Source organism: Arthrobacter sp. CJ23, from assembly GCF_024741795.1.
In the GTDB taxonomy this organism is placed as follows: domain Bacteria; phylum Actinomycetota; class Actinomycetes; order Actinomycetales; family Micrococcaceae; genus Arthrobacter.
The window spans coordinates 932,191-948,589 of the sequence record NZ_CP102950.1; the positions used below are offsets into that span (position 1 = coordinate 932,191).

The following is a 16,399-nucleotide window of genomic DNA, read 5'->3' on the forward strand; positions in this document are numbered from 1 at the left end:
CCGCTGACGGCGGCGCTAGATCTGGCCGATCGGCAGTTTTTTCTCGGCCTGGAAGTCTTCCTCCACGCGGCCTTGGGCCCAGTACCCGGACAGGGAAACCTGGGAGCGTTCCAGGCCGTGCTTGACGAAGAACACTTCCCGCATGGCCTTCATGTACCCGCGCTCCCCGTGCGCAAACACGCTGACGCGGCCGGCCGGCAACTCGGCGGAGCGCAGCGCCTCGATGAGCAGCTCGCTGGAGCCTGCCGGGACGCCTTCGCGCAACAGCCAGGTCAGTTCGACGCCTGCGGGGGCTGCGATGTCCAGGATGTCGGCGGTGCTGTCCACCTCGAGGAACGCGGCGCCGCGGGCGTCCGGCGACAGCGACTCGATGGACGCGGCGATCGCCGGCAGGGCGGCGTCGTCGCCGGCGAAAAGGTGCCAGTCGGCGTCGCGGGCGGGATTGAACGCGCCGCCCGGGCCCGTGAAGACCATGGGGTCGCCGGGTTCGGCAGCCAGTGCCCACGGCCCGGCGAGGCCTTCATCGCCGTGCACCACAAAGTCAACGGCCAGTTCCTGCGCCGCCAGGTCCACCCAGCGGATCGTGTAGGTGCGGGTGTGGGGCCACTGGGCGCGGGGCATCGATTCGCGGATCGACCACAGGTCCAGCGGCTGCGGGTACTCGACGTCCGGCTGCGGGAAAACGATCTTGATGTACCGGTCCACGAACTCGTTGTTCGTGTAGTCGGCAAAGCCCGGGCCGCCGGCGACGACCCGCACCATGTGCGGCGAAAGCCGTTCCTTGCGCAGGACCGTGAGGTTCACCTGGGGGCGCGTGTTGCGCGTGGCAGAAGAAGTGGCAGGCAGGGCAGTCATGTAGGTAAGCCTAAGCTAATAACCGCCGCCGCGCCCATTCGGTGGCTTCCCGTTACAGGACGGGCAGTTCCCAGTCGACCGGCGCGGCGCCCTGCTGGGACAACAGGGCGTTAGCCCGGCTGAACGGCCGCGAGCCAAAGAAGCCGCGGGAGGCGGAAAGCGGGCTCGGATGTGCCGAAACCAGCGCCGGTGCGCCGTCCAGCAGCGGCACCACGGCCTCGGCGTCCTTGCCCCACAGGATGGCCACAAGCGGGCTCGGCTTGCCGTCCGCATCCCGGCGGCCGGCGACGGCCGTGACTGCCGCCGTCGTGATGGCCTCCCAGCCTTTGCCCCGGTGCGAGCCGGCGTTGCCGGCGGTGACGCTGAGGACCCTGTTGAGCAGGAGGACGCCCTGGCTGCTCCAGGCCGAAAGGTCGCCGTGCACGCGCGGCGGCAGTCCCAGGTCGTCGTGGAGTTCGCGGTAGATGTTGCTGAGGCTGCGGGGGATCGGCCGGGTCTGCGGCGAAACAGCGAAGGAAAGCCCGACGGCGTGTCCCGGCGTCGGGTAGGGATCCTGGCCCAGGATCAGGACCTTGACGTCGGCCAGCGGCTGGCGGAAGGCACGGAGGAGGTTTCCGGCGGCGGGAAGGACCTGATGCCCGGCAGCGGATTGGGCTGCCACGAAGTCCAAAGCGGAGCGCAGTTGCGGCTCCACCGGCCCCAGGGCCGACGCCCAGTCCGGGGCCATGAGCTCCGCCAACGGCAGGCCGGCCAGTTCCGCAAAGCCGTCCGCGCCGCCACCGGCCGGCTCCAGCTCAAACAGCGCATCGTCACCCATCACGCCGCCATTGTCTCCCGCGCGGAGGCCGCCGGCTAAATGACAGCGTTCGTATTCGCCCGTAGCATGGAGAAGGAGACCCCCAACAGAGCCGAAGGAGTGTGCCATGACGGAGCCCGCCCCCGAGCACGGGTCCGGCCCTGAGCGCCCGGCCCTCGCAGACCTCTCGGCCGAGACGCGCAGTGATTCCCCCCTGAGCGAGCGGGACCAGCAGATGCTCGCCCTCGAACGGCAATGGTGGAAGTACGCCGGGGCCAAGGAACAGGCCATCAGGGAGCTGTTCGACCTCTCGGCCACCCACTATTACCAGATCCTCAATGCACTCATCGATACCGAGGATGCATTGGCCCACGATCCCATGCTGGTGAAGCGACTGCGTAGACTACGTACGTCGCGCCAGTGTGCGCGTACTGCGCGCCGCTTGGGGTCCGACGCGTAAACGCCACGCTGATTTCTCAGCAAGCAAGCAGCAAGGACAACGCTTCACCATGACCAAATTTGCCAGGGATGAATTCGACCGAGTCCCGCAGAGCCCCTCGCGGCAGGGTGTCCACCGTGCCACCACCGCACCGTCCCGCCCTGCACTGTGGCCGGTCCTCACCCTTGGCGTCCTGGCACTGGCCGTCGGTCTGCTTGCCTTTTTCATCTTCCCCAAGGTCGGGTTCACCGCGCCGCAGGCGGCCACGAGCATCTCCCAGCAAGGTGCCGCCAAGGGAACGGCCCCGTCATCCTCGCCCTCGGACCCGGCCAACCAGCCAGCCGCTTCCACGGAGCCGTCCGCCGCGTCTTCCACGGAGCCCTCCGCTGGGCCCTCGACGTCGGGAACTCCCTCAGCCCCGGCGGGCCCGGCCGTGGACAAGACCACGGCGGTGTCCGTTTACAACGCCACCACCACCGGCGGCCTGGCCGGTCGTGTTGCCGGGACTGTTGAAGGCGGCGGCTGGCCACTCTCCACGGTCGGCAACTGGGGCGGACTGCCGCAGCAGAGCTCGGTGATCTTCTACAACAGCCCGGCCCAGAAAGGCAACGCCCAGGCGCTGGCCACCCTGCTACGGATTGCCAACGTCGTGGAATCCCTGGAAATCCAGCAGCCCCTGGTAGTTGTCCTGGGCCCCGGATACGCCTAGCCTCTGCTGGCTCTTGGTGCCCGATTGGGTGCCCGTTTGGGTGCCTTGGCGGGGTCCCGCGGCGCCCGAACCGGGTCCGTTCCGGCTGAACTCGGTTAAGCCTCAATAACAATGTGGCGGTCCCTGCCCTGCCCCCGGGCGCGGACAACGTGACAGTGGTTACAGTTGATTGCATCCGGCCCGGAGATCCCGGGAGGCCGGATCAGGCTAGTTGAAAGTGTGGGCATCATGGCTTTGGGAACCGTCAAATGGTTCAATGCCGAAAAGGGCTACGGCTTCATCACTGTGGATGAATCCGGCGACGACGTTTTTGTGCACTGGTCTGCCATACAGATGGAAGGCTACCGCGTCCTTGAAGAAGGGCAGCGTGTTGAATTCGAGCTTGGCGAAGGCCAGAAGGGCCCCCAGGCCGAAGGCGTGCAGCTCGCCGAGTAATTGCCGGGCCGGGGTGCTGCAGCCGTGCCGGCGCCCTGTCCATGGCCCTGTTCACAGCCCCGCGTGGCTTAAGCCGCGGGCAAACAAGTCCCCTTCTGCTTGCACTCTCCCCGGGTGAGTGCTAATTATTGTGTTAGCACTCCTACGCTCTGACTGCTAATTCGACGCCCGGCTCCGGCCGGCGGTGGCCGCTTTCGGGGCGCAGGGGACCAAGAAACACCTTGCTGTGGTGAGATCCGGAGCGCGTGGCATACAGAGGCCGCAAGCACAAGGATCGTCCGTCGCGGGCACCGCAGCTCCAGGTACCTTCTTAACGACTGTCCCGAAAGGACTACCGCCGCTATGGCCAAGATCATTGCATTTGATGAAGAGGCACGCCGCGGCCTCGAGCGGGGTCTGAACATCCTCGCCGACGCCGTCAAGGTCACCCTCGGCCCGCGTGGACGCAACGTCGTCCTCGAAAAGAAGTGGGGCGCCCCCACGATCACCAACGATGGTGTTTCCATCGCCAAGGAGATCGAACTGGACGACCCGTTCGAGAAGATCGGCGCCGAGCTGGTCAAGGAAGTTGCCAAGAAGACGGATGACGTCGCTGGCGACGGTACCACCACCGCCACCGTTCTGGCCCAGGCACTGGTCAAGGAAGGCCTGCGCAACGTAGCTGCCGGCGCCGACCCGCTGTCCCTCAAGCGCGGCATCGAGAAGGCTGTTGAAGCCGTCATCCGCGAACTCCTGGCTTCCGCCAAGGAGATCGAGACCAAGGAAGAGATCGCGGCCACCGCATCGATCTCCGCAGGCGACACCGAAATCGGTAACCTCATTGCCGAGGCCCTGGACAAGGTCGGCAAGGAAGGCGTCATCACGGTCGAGGAGTCCAACACCTTCGGCCTGGAGCTCGAACTCACCGAAGGCATGCGCTTCGACAAGGGCTACATCTCCGCCTACTTCGTCACCGACGCTGAGCGCCAGGAAACGGTCCTCGAGGACCCGTACATCCTGATCGTCAACTCGAAGATCTCCAACGTGAAGGAACTCGTCACGGTTCTGGAGAAGGTCATGCAGTCGAACAAGCCGCTGCTGATCATCGCCGAAGACATCGAGGGCGAGGCCCTGGCCACCCTGATCGTCAACAAGATCCGTGGCACCTTCAAGTCCGTTGCCGTCAAGGCTCCGGGCTTCGGCGACCGCCGCAAGGCACAGCTCGCCGACATCGCCATCCTCACCGGCGGCCAGGTCATCTCCTCCGAGGTCGGCCTGAACCTTGAGAACGCAACCCTCGAACTGCTGGGCACCGCCCGCAAGGTTGTTGTCACCAAGGACGAGACCACCATCGTTGAAGGTGCCGGCGACGCCGAGCAGATCGCCGGCCGCGTGGCCCAGATCCGCGCCGAGATCGAAAACTCCGACTCCGACTACGACCGCGAGAAGCTGCAGGAACGCCTGGCCAAGCTGGCTGGCGGCGTTGCAGTCATCAAGGCCGGTGCCGCAACCGAAGTTGAGCTCAAGGAACGCAAGCACCGCATTGAGGACGCCGTCCGCAACGCCAAGGCTGCCGTTGAAGAAGGCATCGTCGCCGGTGGTGGCGTTGCCCTCATCCAGGCCGGTGCCAAGGCCTTCGCAAACCTGAACCTCACGGGTGACGAAGCAACCGGCGCCAACATCGTCAAGGTTGCCATCGACGCTCCGCTGAAGCAGATCGCCTTCAACGCCGGCCTCGAGCCGGGCGTTGTTGCCGACAAGGTCCGCGGCCTGCCTGCAGGCCACGGCCTGAACGCTGCAACCGGCGTCTACGAAGACCTGCTGGCTGCTGGTGTCAACGACCCCGTAAAGGTCACCCGCTCGGCCCTGCAGAACGCTGCCTCCATCGCTGGTCTGTTCCTGACCACCGAGGCCGTTGTTGCCGACAAGCCGGAGAAGCACTCTCAGGCTGGCGGCGGCGACGACATGGGCGGCATGGGCGGCATGGGCGGCTTCTAAGCCCCCTGCGCTGACCATTCAGCCACACTGACGACGGCGGTTCCCACCGAAAGGCGGGGGCCGCCGTCGCTGTTTCTGTGCTGCCGTTTCGGCACCCCGCTCCGTGCCCGACGCTGTTTCGGCACCCGTTGAGGAGATCGGCACCCGGCCGAACTGCAGCGGATGTCCGCACCGGGTGCAGATGTGCCGGCCTGCGGGGTGTCCCCGAGCTCCCAGGATGCCCGCGCGGCGCACAGTCCGGCCGCGCAGCTCCGGCATGATCCTCCGCGCGAAGAATCCTGTCTGCTGGGTCTGGCAGGATTAAGGGCATGACGATTATTGCTGCCGCCGACGGTTCTGCCCTCGGCAATCCCGGGCCGGCCGGTTGGGCCTGGTACGTTGACGACTCCTGCTGGCGTGCCGGGGGATGGCCGCACGGCACCAACAACCAGGGCGAGCTCATGGCAGTACTGGACCTCTTCCGGTCCACCGCGCACCTCCCGCAGGAAGAGCTGCGGATCCTGTGCGACAGCCAGTACGTCATCAACTGCATCAGCAAATGGATGCCGGGCTGGAAGCGCAAAGGCTGGCGCAAGGCGGACGGCAAGCCGGTCCTGAACCTCGATCTGCTCAAGGAGATCGACCAGGCCGTTGTCGGGCGTAAATACACCTTCGAGTGGGTCAAGGGCCATGCCGGGCACCCCCTCAATGAGGCCGCCGACGACCGTGCCCGTGCCGTGGCAACCGCCTACCAGCAAAAGTCCACAGCCCCCCAGGGCCCCGGCTTCCCCGGCGCCCCTGCCACGTCCAACGGAACCGCGCCTTCACAGGCCGCTCCGGCTATTGGAACCGCGGCCGCTGCCGGCGAGCCCACGCTCTTTGGCAGCCTGGCCCCGTCAGTCCAAGCGGCTCCTGTTTCCCGGCCTGACCTTTTCAACCAGCCGGAACAGTTCAACCAGCCGGATCTTTTCAGCGAACCGGACCTTTTCAGCGACTTCGACGAAGAAGCACCCGCCGGGCAGGAAGTCTCCGCCGAGGACGTCGTGGTGGCGCTGGAACGGGAGTTGCTGCAGCCGGAGGTGCGGGCCGATATCGGCCGCACCGGCGTGCTGCTGCACCCCGACTTCACTGAGATCGGCAGCTCCGGGCGCCTGTGGACCCGCGACGCAATGATGATGGAGCTTGAGGGCGATCCTGGAGAATCCACTGAACTGGAACTCCTGGGCGCCGACCGCCTCAATGAGGGCACCGTGCTCCTGAACTACCGAAGCCACGGAAGGGCCGGGTCTGCGTTGCGCAGCTCGGTCTGGCTGCTGGACGGCGGCCGGTGGCGGCTGCGGTTCCACCAGGGAACGCCGGAGAACTGATGCGCTGACGAGGGATGCGTTGACCTGGGGCATGCACTGACCTGCGGGGGCCGCCACCCGTGGGGGACAGGCGGCGGCCCAGCAGGAACCTAGTACGTGAAGCGCTGGGTGTTGCCCTGCTCTGCCTGTTGGTAGCTCGCAGCCGCGGAGGACAGTGCGAGGTTGATCGAGGCCAGTGATTCCTCCACCTTGCGCTGCGTCAGCGTCCATTCGCTCACGAGGGACTGGAAGTTGTTGGCGGCCGAGCCCCGCCACGTGGCCTGCAGTTCGTCAAGCCCGCTCTTCATGGCCTGGACGTCCGCGCTGATGCGGTCCACCGTCGCTTTGACGTTGGCTGACTTGAGCTGGAGCAGTTCGGTATCGACGGAAATGACGCTCATGATGGGGCCTTTCGACTCTGATGGTCCGCGTGCTGCGGCGGGACTTTGTCCTCTGCCTCGAGCCTAGGAAGCCCTACGTGGCCAGGTAAGCACCCTTCGCTGCTATGTGGATAACAGCTTGGCTGGCTCTTCGCGGAACGGCAGGCTGACCACCAGGGTGGCGCCGCCGCCGTCGGTCTCTTCCACGCGCACGGTGCCCTCATGCGATCCCACGATCGCCGCCACAATGGCCAGGCCCAGGCCACTGCCGCCGGTCTCGCGGGTCCGCGAGGTATCTGAGCGATAGAAGCGCTCGAAGATCCTGGGAGCCTCGCTGTCCGGGATGCCGGGCCCGTGGTCGCGGATCTCGATCACCGAGGAGGCCCCCGTGGGGGTCTTCCTGACACCGACCGCCAGCTCAACCGGGCTGCCGTCGGGCGTGTAGCGCAGGGCATTGCCCACCAGGTTCCCCACCACCTGGCGGAGCTTGGCCTCATCGCCGCGCACGGGGGCAGGCGAGGCGGTCCCGCCGTCGAGCCCTGTGAGCGCAATGGTGCGGTCGCCCGAGGTCGCGCGGGAGTCCACCACGGCGTCGTGCGCGAGCAGCTGCAGGTCGACGGGCTTGAGCTGCAGCGGCCGCTGTTCGTCGAGGCGGGCAAGCAGCAGGAGGTCTTCCACCATGGAGCCCATGCGCTTGGCCTCGCTTTCGATCCGGCCCATGGCCATGGCCACGTCGTCCTTGCTGGCCAGGGCGCCGTGGCGGTAGAGCTCGGAGAAGCCTCGGATGGTGACCAGCGGGGTCCGGAGTTCGTGCGAGGCATCCGCGGCGAAACGGCGCATGCGGGACTCGGAAGCTGCCCGCGCCGCGAACGAGGATTCGATGTGGGCGAGCATGGCGTTGAGGGATCCGCCCAGACGGCCGACCTCGGTATTCGGGTTCTCGATTTCCACACGCCGGGACAGGTCTCCGGCGGCGATGGCCGCGGCGGTCTTCTCCACCCTGCCCAGCGGCCGGAAGGACCGCGCCACGGTCCACGTCGCGATGAAGAACGCGAGGACGAGCGTCAGGAGCCCGACGCCGACCACCACCAGGGTTGCGTGCTCCATGACCTTGTCCACCGGGGAGAGGGGCAGGCCGACGATGACCACGCCGTTGCGCCCGGTCTCGTCCACGACATTCACGGCCACTACGCGCCAGTTCCCGCCATCGGTGCCGCGCGCCTGGAACGGGTTGTAGCCGCGGTCCTTGGCCTCGGCCGGGGTGATGTTGGAGATGTCGGGGCGGGAGGTCTTGCTGCCGCCGAAGGGGTAGGGCGCGAGGCCCTGGACGTAGAGCGTCAGCGAATAGTCCGTGGGCACGGAGGGGTTGAACTGGGACAGCTTGTCGAACGACTGCTGGATCTGTGCCAACTGGACCGCGGCCTTGAGCTTGTCGTCAACCTGGTCCTGCAGGTACCTCTGGACCAGGGCCAGCGTCCCGGCTCCCGTGGCGGCCAGGGCAAGGAGAAGCAGGCCCATGATGATGGCGACCAACTGGGACCGCAGGGAGGCCGCTTTCCACCGCTGTACCAAGGTCAGCGCTTCTCTGCCGTCCGCAGCACGTAGCCCACGCCGCGCTTGGTCTGGATGAGGGCCGCGGCATCGGGATCGATGTCCACCTTGCGGCGCAGGTAGGAGATGTAGGACTCCACGATGGAGGCATCGCCGTTGAAGTCGTACTCCCACACGTGGTCCAGGATCTGGGCCTTGGACAGCACACGGTTGGGGTTGAGCATGAGGTAGCGCAGCAGCTTGAACTCGGTGGGGGACAGCTCGATCACGGTGCCGCCGCGGCGGACCTCGTGGGCGTCGTCGTCGAGTTCGAGGTCATCGACGCGGATCACGGCGTCGTCGTCGTCCAGCGGCTGGGTGCGGCGCAGCACGGCACGGATGCGGGCCACCACCTCGTCCAGGCTGAAGGGCTTGGTGACGTAGTCGTCCCCGCCTACGGTGAGGCCGGTGACCTTGTCTTCCGTGTCGTCCTTGGCGGTGAGGAACAGGACGGGGAAGTGCTTTCCGGAAGCGCGGAGGCGGCGGGTGACGGTGAAGCCGTCCATGTCCGGGAGCATGACGTCCAGGACCGCCAGATCCGGGGCGTGCAGCTCGGCGGCGGCGAGCGCCTCGCGGCCGTTGGAAGCAGCCACGACCTCGAAGCCTGCAAAGCGCAGGGACGTGGAGAGCAGCTCGCGGATGTTGGGTTCGTCATCGACGACAAGGAGCTTGGCTTCGGGGCCGTTCTTTTTCATGCATCCATGATGCTCCCAGAAACTGAGAGTTTTCTGGACGCTTGATGGGAGGAGGCTGCGCGCCGCCGGAGCGCCTGCTGGCCGGCGCCGCGGGCGGGCCGGCGCTGCTACCTTCCGAAGGCCAGGCCCAGGCCGAGGGTCGTCATGGTGACCGCGATGGCGCCGTCCAGGATCCGCCACGAAGCCGGCCGGGCGAAGAAGCCCCGCAGCAGCCTCGCGCCGAAGCCCAGCGAGCAGAACCACAGGATGCTGCCCACCATTGCGCCGCCGCCGAACCACCACTGCAGCCCCGCGCCCTGTGCATTGGCCACGGATCCCAGGAGCACCACGGTGTCGAGATAGACGTGCGGGTTGAGCCACGTCAGGGCCAGCACAGTCGCCAGGGCCGCGGCCAGTCCCGCACGGCGGCCGGGAGGGGATGCAGTGCCGCCGTCGGCCGCCGTCAGCGCTCCCGGCCGCATGACGCGGCGTGCCGCCAAGGCCCCGTACCCCACCAGGAAGGCGGCCCCCACATAGCGGAGGACGACGACGGCGGCAGGCGCCGCGGTGAACAGCGCGCCGGTGCCGATCACCCCGGCGGCGATGAGGGCGGCGTCTGAGAGGGCGCAGACCGCCACGATGGGCCAGACATGCTCCCCGCGGATTCCCTGCCGCAGCACGAAGGCGTTCTGTGCGCCGATGGCAACGATGAGGGCCAGGCCGGTGCCGAGGCCAAGGCCGGTGGTGTGGAGGATGTCGGAGATGTTCACCCTCCGACACTAGGGTCGCCCGTGAAATCAGACCAGCTAAAGATTTTCACCCTGCGTAAGATCTGCTTATGACACGCTTCCCTTCGGAACAGCTGCTCACCTTCGCCACCGTGCTCTCGGAAGGGACGCTCGAGGCGGCGGCCCGCCTGCTCCACATCACGCCGTCGGCCGTCTCCCAGCGGCTCAAGGCGCTTGAGCAGAGCGCCGGGCGCGTGCTCCTGCAGCGCAGCAACCCGGTGCAGGCCACGGAAGCGGGCGAGGTGGTGCTGCGGCTCGCCCGGCAGCTCGCCCAGCTGGAGGCCGACGCCGGTGCCGAGCTTGGCTTGCCGGCAGGCCCCGGGCAGGTGGCCGTGCCGGTTGTGGTCAACGCCGACTCCCTGGCCGTCTGGTTCCTGAAGGCACTGGCCCGGGTGCCCAAGGACCTTGGCGTCGTGTTCGATCTGCATCGCGACGACGAGCAGCACTCCACCTCCCTGTTGCGTTCCGGGACGGTGATGGCGGCCGTGACGGCCACGCCCGAGCCCGTCCAGGGCTGCCGGGTGGAGGGCCTGGGCACTATGCGGTACCGGGCGGTCGCCGCCCCGGACTTCGTGGACCGCTGGCTGCCTGGCGGCGTGGACGGCGGCGGCGGCGCTGCCCTTGCCGGAGCTGCTCTCGCCGGCGTCCTGAACGCCGCGCCCGCCGTCGACTTCGACCGCAAGGACAGCTACCAGCGGAAGTTCCTCAACACCCTGCTCGGCAGCCCCGTCTCGGTCCCGGGTCCGCGGCACTATGTTCCCGCCACCCAGGACTTTGCCGACGCCATCAGGCTGGGGCTCGGCTGGGGCCTGGTGCCGGAGATCCAGTGCGGGGCGGATCTCGACGCCGCTCGCCTGGTGGAGCTGGCACCGGGCAGGACCTTCGACGTCGCACTCTACTGGCAGCGCTGGCGCGCCGAGTCCCGCATGCTGGACGCCCTGAGCACGGCAGTCCTGGACACGGCCGCCGAGGTGCTGCTCCCTGCCTGAGCTGCAGTGCTTGGGCCGGCATGTCTGAACCAGAATGTCTGAACCAGAATGTCTGAACCAGAATGTCTGAACCAGAATGTCTGAACCAGAATGTCTGAACCAGAATGTCTGAACCAGAATGTCTGACCCGGCATGTCAACACGCCGCGAGGCCACAGCAATAATGTCGTGGCCCCGTTCCACACTGAATCCATGGAAGAACAATCAGAACCGCAGATGGAATTCCACGTCAGCTACCTGGACGCGGACTCAGGGCTGGTCCGGACCGAAGTCTTCGCTGAGCGGGGGGAAGCCGAACGCTTCGCCAATGCCCGGCTCAAGGACGAGGACTCCTGGGCCGTCGTGGACGCTGTCGCGGTCCAGCAGGCCCGGCGGCTTGCCGCCTAACCGCCCAGCCCCGCCCAGCCCGCCTAACCGCCCAGCCCCGCCGCGTAGCGCGCAGCCCCTGCGCAGCCACTACGCCGCCTCGACGTCCTTCGCGTCCAGGATCCGGTACGCGTAGCCCTGCTCCGCGAGGAACCGCTGCCGCTTCGCCGCGAAGTCCTGGTCCAGGGTGTCCCGGGCCACGAGGGAATAGAAGCGGGCCGAGCGGCCGTCCTGCTTGGGCCGCAGGAGCCGTCCCAGGCGCTGGGCCTCCTCCTGCCGGGAACCGAAGGATCCGGAGACCTGGATGGCCACGGAGGCCTCGGGCAGGTCGATGGAGAAGTTGGCCACCTTGGAGACCACCAGGGTGTGCACCTCCCCGGCGCGGAAGGCGTCAAAGAGCGACTGCCGCACCTTCACGGAGGTCTCGCCCTTGATGACGGGGGCGCCCAGGCGCTCGCCGATCTCGTCCAGCTGGTCGATGTACTGGCCGATCACCAGCAGCTGCTCGCCCTGGTGCCGGGCCACGATCCGCTCCACGAGCTGCGTCTTGGTCTCCGAGGTGGAACACAGCCGGTACTTGTCGGCGTCGTCGGCCATGGCATAGGCCACCCGCTCATCGCGCGGCAGGTCCACCCGCACCTCCACGCAGTCTGCGGGCGCGATGTAGCCCTGCGCCTCGATGTCCTTCCACGGCGCGTCGTAGCGTTTGGGGCCGATCAGGCTGAAGACCTCGCCCTCGCGGCCGTCCTCGCGCACCAGCGTGGCGGTGAGGCCCAGCCGGCGCCGGGCCTGCAGGTCCGCGGTCATGCGGAAGATCGGGGCCGGCAGCAGGTGCACCTCGTCGTAGATGATCAGGCCCCAATCGTGCCCGTCCACGAGCTCCAGGTGCGGGTAGAGGCCGCCGCGCTTGGTGGTCAGCACCTGGTAGGTGGCGATCGTGACGGCACGGACCTCCTTCACGGCGCCCGAGTACTCGCCGATCTCATCCTCCGTCAGTGACGTGCGCTTGAGCAGCTCGTCCTTCCACTGACGCGCCGCCACCGTGTTGGTCACCAGGATCAGCGTGGTGGTGGAACTGGTGGCCATGGCTGCCGCGCCAACGATGGTCTTCCCGGCGCCGCAGGGGAGCACCACGACGCCGCTGCCGCCGGCCCAGAAGTTCTCCGTGGCCAACTGCTGGTAGGGGCGAAGCTTCCAGCCGTCCTCGTTCAGGGCGATCAGGTGCGGGGTGCCGTCCACGTAGCCGGCCAGGTCCTCGGCGGGCCAGCCCAGCTTGAGCAGCAGCTGCTTGAGCTGCCCGCGCTGGGAGGAGTGGACCACCACGGTTTCGCCGTCGATCCGCGGCCCCAGCAGCGGGGCGATCTTCTTGGCCCGGATGACTTCCTCCAGCACCGGGTAGTCATCGGTGCGCATCACCAGGCCATGCTGCGGGTCCTTCTCCAGCCGCAGGCGGCCGTACCGTGACATGGTCTCCTCGACATCGATCAGCAGCGCGTGCGGCACGGGGAAACGGGAGTACTTCAGCAGCGTGTCCAGCACCTGCTCGGCGTCGAGCCCGGCCGCCCGGGCGTTCCACAGGCCCAGGGGCGTCAGCCGGTAGCTGTGCATGTGCTCCGGTGCCCGTTCGAGCTCCGCAAAGGCCGCAATGGCATGCCGGGCCTCGGTGGCGAGCTCGTGGTCCACTTCCAGCAGGATGGTCTTGTCGCTTTGCACGATCAGCGGACCGTTGCTCACTGTTGATTCCTCACTTGTGCAGTTCCCCTGCAGGTTCGACGTCGATGATCCGGTGGATGGACAGCACCCGTTCGGTCTCCTTGCCCGGATCAAACACGCGGACGCGGCCGCCGGACACGGAGACCGGCACCACGGTTTCGGTGTTGGAATTGCCCAGGCTGTCCACCACGTTCATGGTCACGGCCTGCTTGAGCCGGATGGCCTTGTGCAGCGTTTCCAGGCCAAGCTGCGCGCTCGCCTCGCCCGTGGCTTCCGCAGGGCGTTCCTGGCGCAGCACCGCGATCTGGGCGTCGACGTCGTCGTCAGGCGGCGCCGTCCGCGGCGCCGCATACAGCGGGCGGGCGCTGCCGGGCAGTGCGGTGGTCCGCTTCAGGCGCACGACGGCGGCCTCCGACTCTTGGAGGGTGGGCGAGAGGCCGAGTCCGCGCAGGACCCGGGCCACCTCGCGCGGGCTGGCGGTTGAGGTCAGGACGGTGGGCGCGATCCGGACCAGGCCAAGGACCGATGTGCCGTCCCCGTTCAGGAGATCCGCGATGGCCGATTCGTCGTCGCTCTGAATGAAGCTGGCGCTGCTGGCCACGCGCAGCCGCCCGTGCCGGGACGCCGTGTCCTGCACCAGATATTCCAACGGCTGCGGAACCTCCGTGGCGGAGTGCTCGCGCAGGAAGGCGAGCAGGGACTCGGCGTCGTGGCCGGCGTCGAGCGCCCGCCGCACTGAGTCCCCGGAGAAGCGGTAGATCGTGGCCGGGCCCTGCCCCTCGGCGTCGGCCATGAGCAGCAGTTTCCCGCTGATTTCCGGCGCCAGGTAGCCCGGTGCCACGGCCGTCAGGTCGGCCTGCAGCAGCACATGGCTGACAGCCGCCGGCAAATGCTCGCCGAGGATTTCCATGGCCTGCTCGGGCTGCCCGGCAGCGAGGGCCGAGCCCAGCTGGGTGAAGGCGCCGGAGCCCATCAGCCCCAACAGTTCGGCCTCCTGCAGGATGCCGCGCACCAGCGAACTGAACCGGCGGGACATCCGGGGCTGGGTCCATTCGGCCCGTTCCATCACGGCGGCGGTGTTCAGGACCGGGGCCCGCCCGTCGGCGGCGCCGGCCTCGACCGTCAGCTCGTCCAGGATTTCCAGAATCCGACGCCGGACCACAGGGGCATCGGGCCGCTGCGCCTCTGCGGACAGGGCGTTGATGGTGGTGCCGGCCGTACCGTGGTGCGTCGCGGAGGTGGACGCCGGGCCAGTGAGCGGCTGGCCCACCAGCGACGGCGCGCGTTCACTGGCAAGCCAGGCATTGACGAGCCACAGCCACTGCTCCTGGCGGGGGAGGCCCAGCCATTCCAGCGACGGCGGCTGCACCCAGGTGGAGGTGTCGACGTCGAGCCGGAGCAGCCCGGACAGGGCACAGATTTCCAGGAGAACGGCCGTCTCGTGCATCCCGTAGCGCATGGCCTCGGCGAGGCGCTTGAGTTCGCGCACACCCACGCCGCCGCTGCGCAGCGTCGCCAGGGGCTGCTCACGGACGGCGGCCAGCAGTTCACCGGTGAGCCGCAGGGTTTCCGCAATGGCACCCATCGCGGCGTTCCGGCGCAGGGCAGCGCTGGTGCTGCCGAGCTCGGGGACGGGCGGGGCCAGGGTGAAATGGTCCACGATGGCGCCCCCGCGCAGGGCAATCCCCACGCTGTGCGGAAGCTCGACATGCGCGGCGTCAAGGGGCACCAGCAGGCCGCGTGCCAGCAGCCAGTCCACCGGTCCGACGTCGGCGTTTTCGTGGACGACGGACGCACGCCGCTGCGCCTGCGGAACGGCGCCCATCGCCCAGCTGCCGAACTTGTCAAGCAGGCCCCTAGTGCGCTCCGGGGCGTGCGCCAGGATCTCCTGCACGCTTTCGGGGCTGGACGTCCAGCGCTGCAAGGCCAGGGCCGCGTCCATCGGGGTGCTGGCGGCGTGGATGCCAGCGCCGCTCTGGTGGAGTTCGGCCACCAGATGGACCACGCGCTGGGCGAACGCGGGCTGCAGCCGGACCAGCTCGGTGTAGCTGCGGCCCAATCCTGCAGGATAGATGCCGATGACGTCCCTGAGGCTGCCCACGGGCAAGTAGAAGCGCTGCCGGGTGGTGCCGTGGGCGGCGGCCCCGGCCGGCGGCTCGGCCCGGTGGACCAGCGCCAGTTCCTGGAGCTTGGCCAGGATCGGTTCGATGGCCGCGATCGTGGCACCGGCAATGACCTTTTTCAGTCCCGCAGCGGAGGCGCTGTGCCCGGTATCGGTGTTGGTGCACAGGTGCAGCGTTTCCAGGACCTGCATCTCGGGTTTGTTGAGCCGTTCCAGGGCCCGCTGCACACTGACGCGGGCACTTGCGCGTGCGGCCAGGGCCGCGAAATCCGGCGCCATTGGCGACATCAGGTCCGGCCGGGCGGCAAACAGGGCCCGCAGCGAGTTGTCGCTGCGTGCCTCCAGTTCCTTGCTGAGCGCGCGTATAAGGGACATCACTCCAACGTTACCGCCACGCGGTCCCCTAAGCCCTTTGTCAGGCTGACGTTATTGTCGTCGCCGGCGCCGCACATCATCCAGGATCAGCACGATCATCAGGATGAACGCGAGCGGCAGTCCGTACAGGGCCGTGGATGTTACCCAGACGGGGGCCGCCCCGCCACCGAAGGCAATCGCCATGACGGCGGCAACAGCCGCCAGCGACAACACCGCGACGACGGCGGCAATGATCATGAGGGGGCGGCGGTAGCCGGTGGATGTCATGCCTCAAACGCTAACAGCCGCGGCCCGCCGGCGTCCGCCGCCGGGTGCCCGTGCCCCCGCTTCCGCGCCGCAAAGCGGGATTACGGGGCAAGGCAGGATAACCTTGAAGGAACAGACCAACACGGACCGAGCTGCCACCCTTGTACCCGCACTACCCTGCGGATGCGGTGGCGGCCCGGCGTGTCTCCCAAGCAAGAACGAAGAAGGTTGATTACGTGCCTACCGGCAAGGTCAAGTGGTATGACAAGGACAAGGGATTCGGATTCCTCGCAGCCGAGGATGGCCAGGAAGTATTCCTGCCCAAGACGTCCCTGCCCGCAGGAGTAACGGAACTGAAGGCCGGCACCCGCGTGGAGTTCGGCGTGGCCGATGGCCGCCGCGGCGCCCAGGCCCTGGGTGTCCGGGTCCTGGAGAAGACGCCGTCCGTTGCCAAGGCCAAGCGTGTGAACGCCAAGGACCTGGCCCCCATGGTGCAGGACCTCGTCACCGTGCTGGACAACCTCTCCGGCTCGCTGTCCGCCGGCAAGTACCCCGAAGGCAACAAGGGCAAGGCCATTGCGATGGCCCTGCGCAAGGTTGCCGACGAGCTGGACGCTTAGG

17 protein-coding genes are annotated in these 16,399 nt (G+C 67.7%); 8 read left to right on the forward strand and 9 right to left on the reverse strand.

Annotated features, from left to right (window positions below; genetic code table 11):
• Positions 1 to 15: 15 nt before the first annotated feature.
• Positions 16 to 855 carry a siderophore-interacting protein gene (locus NVV90_RS04245; protein ID WP_258439949.1) on the reverse strand — a complete coding sequence of 280 codons (840 nt, stop codon included), beginning with the start codon at positions 853 to 855 and terminating at the stop codon, positions 16 to 18.
• A gap of 52 nt (positions 856 to 907) precedes the next feature.
• A complete protein-coding gene (locus NVV90_RS04250; RefSeq protein ID WP_258441067.1) occupies positions 908 to 1,672 on the reverse strand; it encodes a uracil-DNA glycosylase in 765 nt (254 codons plus the stop codon).
• Between the two features lie 106 nt (positions 1,673 to 1,778).
• On the opposite strand from NVV90_RS04250, the gene NVV90_RS04255 reads away from it, so the two are divergent.
• The 5 genes from NVV90_RS04255 (at position 1,779) to NVV90_RS04275 (ending at position 6,557) form a co-directional block, all read left to right on the forward strand.
• Positions 1,779 to 2,111 (forward strand): DUF3263 domain-containing protein, encoded by a 333-nt coding sequence (locus NVV90_RS04255; protein ID WP_258439950.1) that lies wholly within the window; start codon positions 1,779 to 1,781, stop codon positions 2,109 to 2,111.
• A gap of 49 nt (positions 2,112 to 2,160) precedes the next feature.
• Positions 2,161 to 2,799 carry a LytR C-terminal domain-containing protein gene (locus NVV90_RS04260; RefSeq protein ID WP_258439951.1) on the forward strand — a complete coding sequence of 213 codons (639 nt, stop codon included), beginning with the start codon at positions 2,161 to 2,163 and terminating at the stop codon, positions 2,797 to 2,799.
• Positions 2,800 to 3,027: 228 nt separating this feature from the next.
• Positions 3,028 to 3,234, forward strand: coding sequence for a cold-shock protein (locus tag NVV90_RS04265; RefSeq protein ID WP_258439952.1), 207 nt, complete (start codon positions 3,028 to 3,030; stop codon positions 3,232 to 3,234).
• A gap of 342 nt (positions 3,235 to 3,576) precedes the next feature.
• The gene (groL, locus tag NVV90_RS04270) at positions 3,577 to 5,211 is read left to right on the forward strand and encodes a chaperonin GroEL (RefSeq protein ID WP_258439953.1); all 1,635 of its coding nucleotides are present in this window, start codon (positions 3,577 to 3,579) and stop codon (positions 5,209 to 5,211) included.
• A gap of 308 nt (positions 5,212 to 5,519) precedes the next feature.
• Positions 5,520 to 6,557, forward strand: a complete 1,038-nt coding sequence (locus tag NVV90_RS04275) for a ribonuclease HI family protein (RefSeq protein WP_258439954.1) — start codon at positions 5,520 to 5,522, stop codon at positions 6,555 to 6,557.
• A gap of 89 nt (positions 6,558 to 6,646) precedes the next feature.
• Here the strand turns inward: NVV90_RS04275 and NVV90_RS04280 are convergent, their stop codons facing one another.
• From NVV90_RS04280 to NVV90_RS04295, 4 genes are all read right to left on the reverse strand, one after another.
• A complete protein-coding gene (locus NVV90_RS04280) occupies positions 6,647 to 6,937 on the reverse strand; it encodes a WXG100 family type VII secretion target (RefSeq protein WP_258439955.1) in 291 nt (96 codons plus the stop codon).
• A 102-nt stretch (positions 6,938 to 7,039) separates the two neighbouring features.
• Positions 7,040 to 8,488 carry a HAMP domain-containing sensor histidine kinase gene (locus tag NVV90_RS04285; RefSeq protein WP_258439956.1) on the reverse strand — a complete coding sequence of 483 codons (1,449 nt, stop codon included), beginning with the start codon at positions 8,486 to 8,488 and terminating at the stop codon, positions 7,040 to 7,042.
• 2 nt (positions 8,489 to 8,490) lie between these two features.
• Positions 8,491 to 9,201 carry a response regulator transcription factor gene (locus tag NVV90_RS04290; RefSeq protein ID WP_258439957.1) on the reverse strand — a complete coding sequence of 237 codons (711 nt, stop codon included), beginning with the start codon at positions 9,199 to 9,201 and terminating at the stop codon, positions 8,491 to 8,493.
• Positions 9,202 to 9,308: 107 nt separating this feature from the next.
• Positions 9,309 to 9,950, reverse strand: coding sequence for a LysE/ArgO family amino acid transporter (locus NVV90_RS04295; protein WP_258439958.1), 642 nt, complete (start codon positions 9,948 to 9,950; stop codon positions 9,309 to 9,311).
• A gap of 68 nt (positions 9,951 to 10,018) precedes the next feature.
• On the opposite strand from NVV90_RS04295, the gene NVV90_RS04300 reads away from it, so the two are divergent.
• On the forward strand, positions 10,019 to 10,957 hold the full coding sequence (locus NVV90_RS04300) for a LysR family transcriptional regulator ArgP (RefSeq protein WP_258439959.1): 939 nt from the start codon (positions 10,019 to 10,021) through the stop codon (positions 10,955 to 10,957).
• A 191-nt stretch (positions 10,958 to 11,148) separates the two neighbouring features.
• Entirely contained in the window at positions 11,149 to 11,343 is a 195-nt protein-coding gene (locus NVV90_RS04305; RefSeq protein ID WP_258439960.1) for a hypothetical protein, read from the forward strand.
• A 69-nt stretch (positions 11,344 to 11,412) separates the two neighbouring features.
• Here the strand turns inward: NVV90_RS04305 and NVV90_RS04310 are convergent, their stop codons facing one another.
• Genes NVV90_RS04310 through NVV90_RS04320 form a run of 3 tightly spaced genes read right to left on the reverse strand, consistent with a single transcriptional unit; the run spans position 11,413 to position 15,799 of the window.
• Positions 11,413 to 13,056 (reverse strand): DNA repair helicase XPB, encoded by a 1,644-nt coding sequence (locus NVV90_RS04310; protein WP_258439961.1) that lies wholly within the window; start codon positions 13,054 to 13,056, stop codon positions 11,413 to 11,415.
• A 10-nt stretch (positions 13,057 to 13,066) separates the two neighbouring features.
• Positions 13,067 to 15,532: a helicase-associated domain-containing protein gene (locus NVV90_RS04315; RefSeq protein WP_258439962.1), complete on the reverse strand. Its 2,466-nt coding sequence runs from the start codon at positions 15,530 to 15,532 to the stop codon at positions 13,067 to 13,069.
• Between the two features lie 51 nt (positions 15,533 to 15,583).
• The gene (locus tag NVV90_RS04320; protein ID WP_258439963.1) at positions 15,584 to 15,799 is read right to left on the reverse strand and encodes a hypothetical protein; all 216 of its coding nucleotides are present in this window, start codon (positions 15,797 to 15,799) and stop codon (positions 15,584 to 15,586) included.
• 215 nt (positions 15,800 to 16,014) lie between these two features.
• Here NVV90_RS04320 and NVV90_RS04325 point away from each other — a divergent pair, with 215 nt between their 5' ends.
• Complete coding sequence (locus NVV90_RS04325; RefSeq protein ID WP_258439964.1) at positions 16,015 to 16,398, forward strand: cold-shock protein; 384 nt, start codon at positions 16,015 to 16,017, stop codon at positions 16,396 to 16,398.
• The last annotated feature ends 1 nt before the right edge of the window (position 16,399 follow it).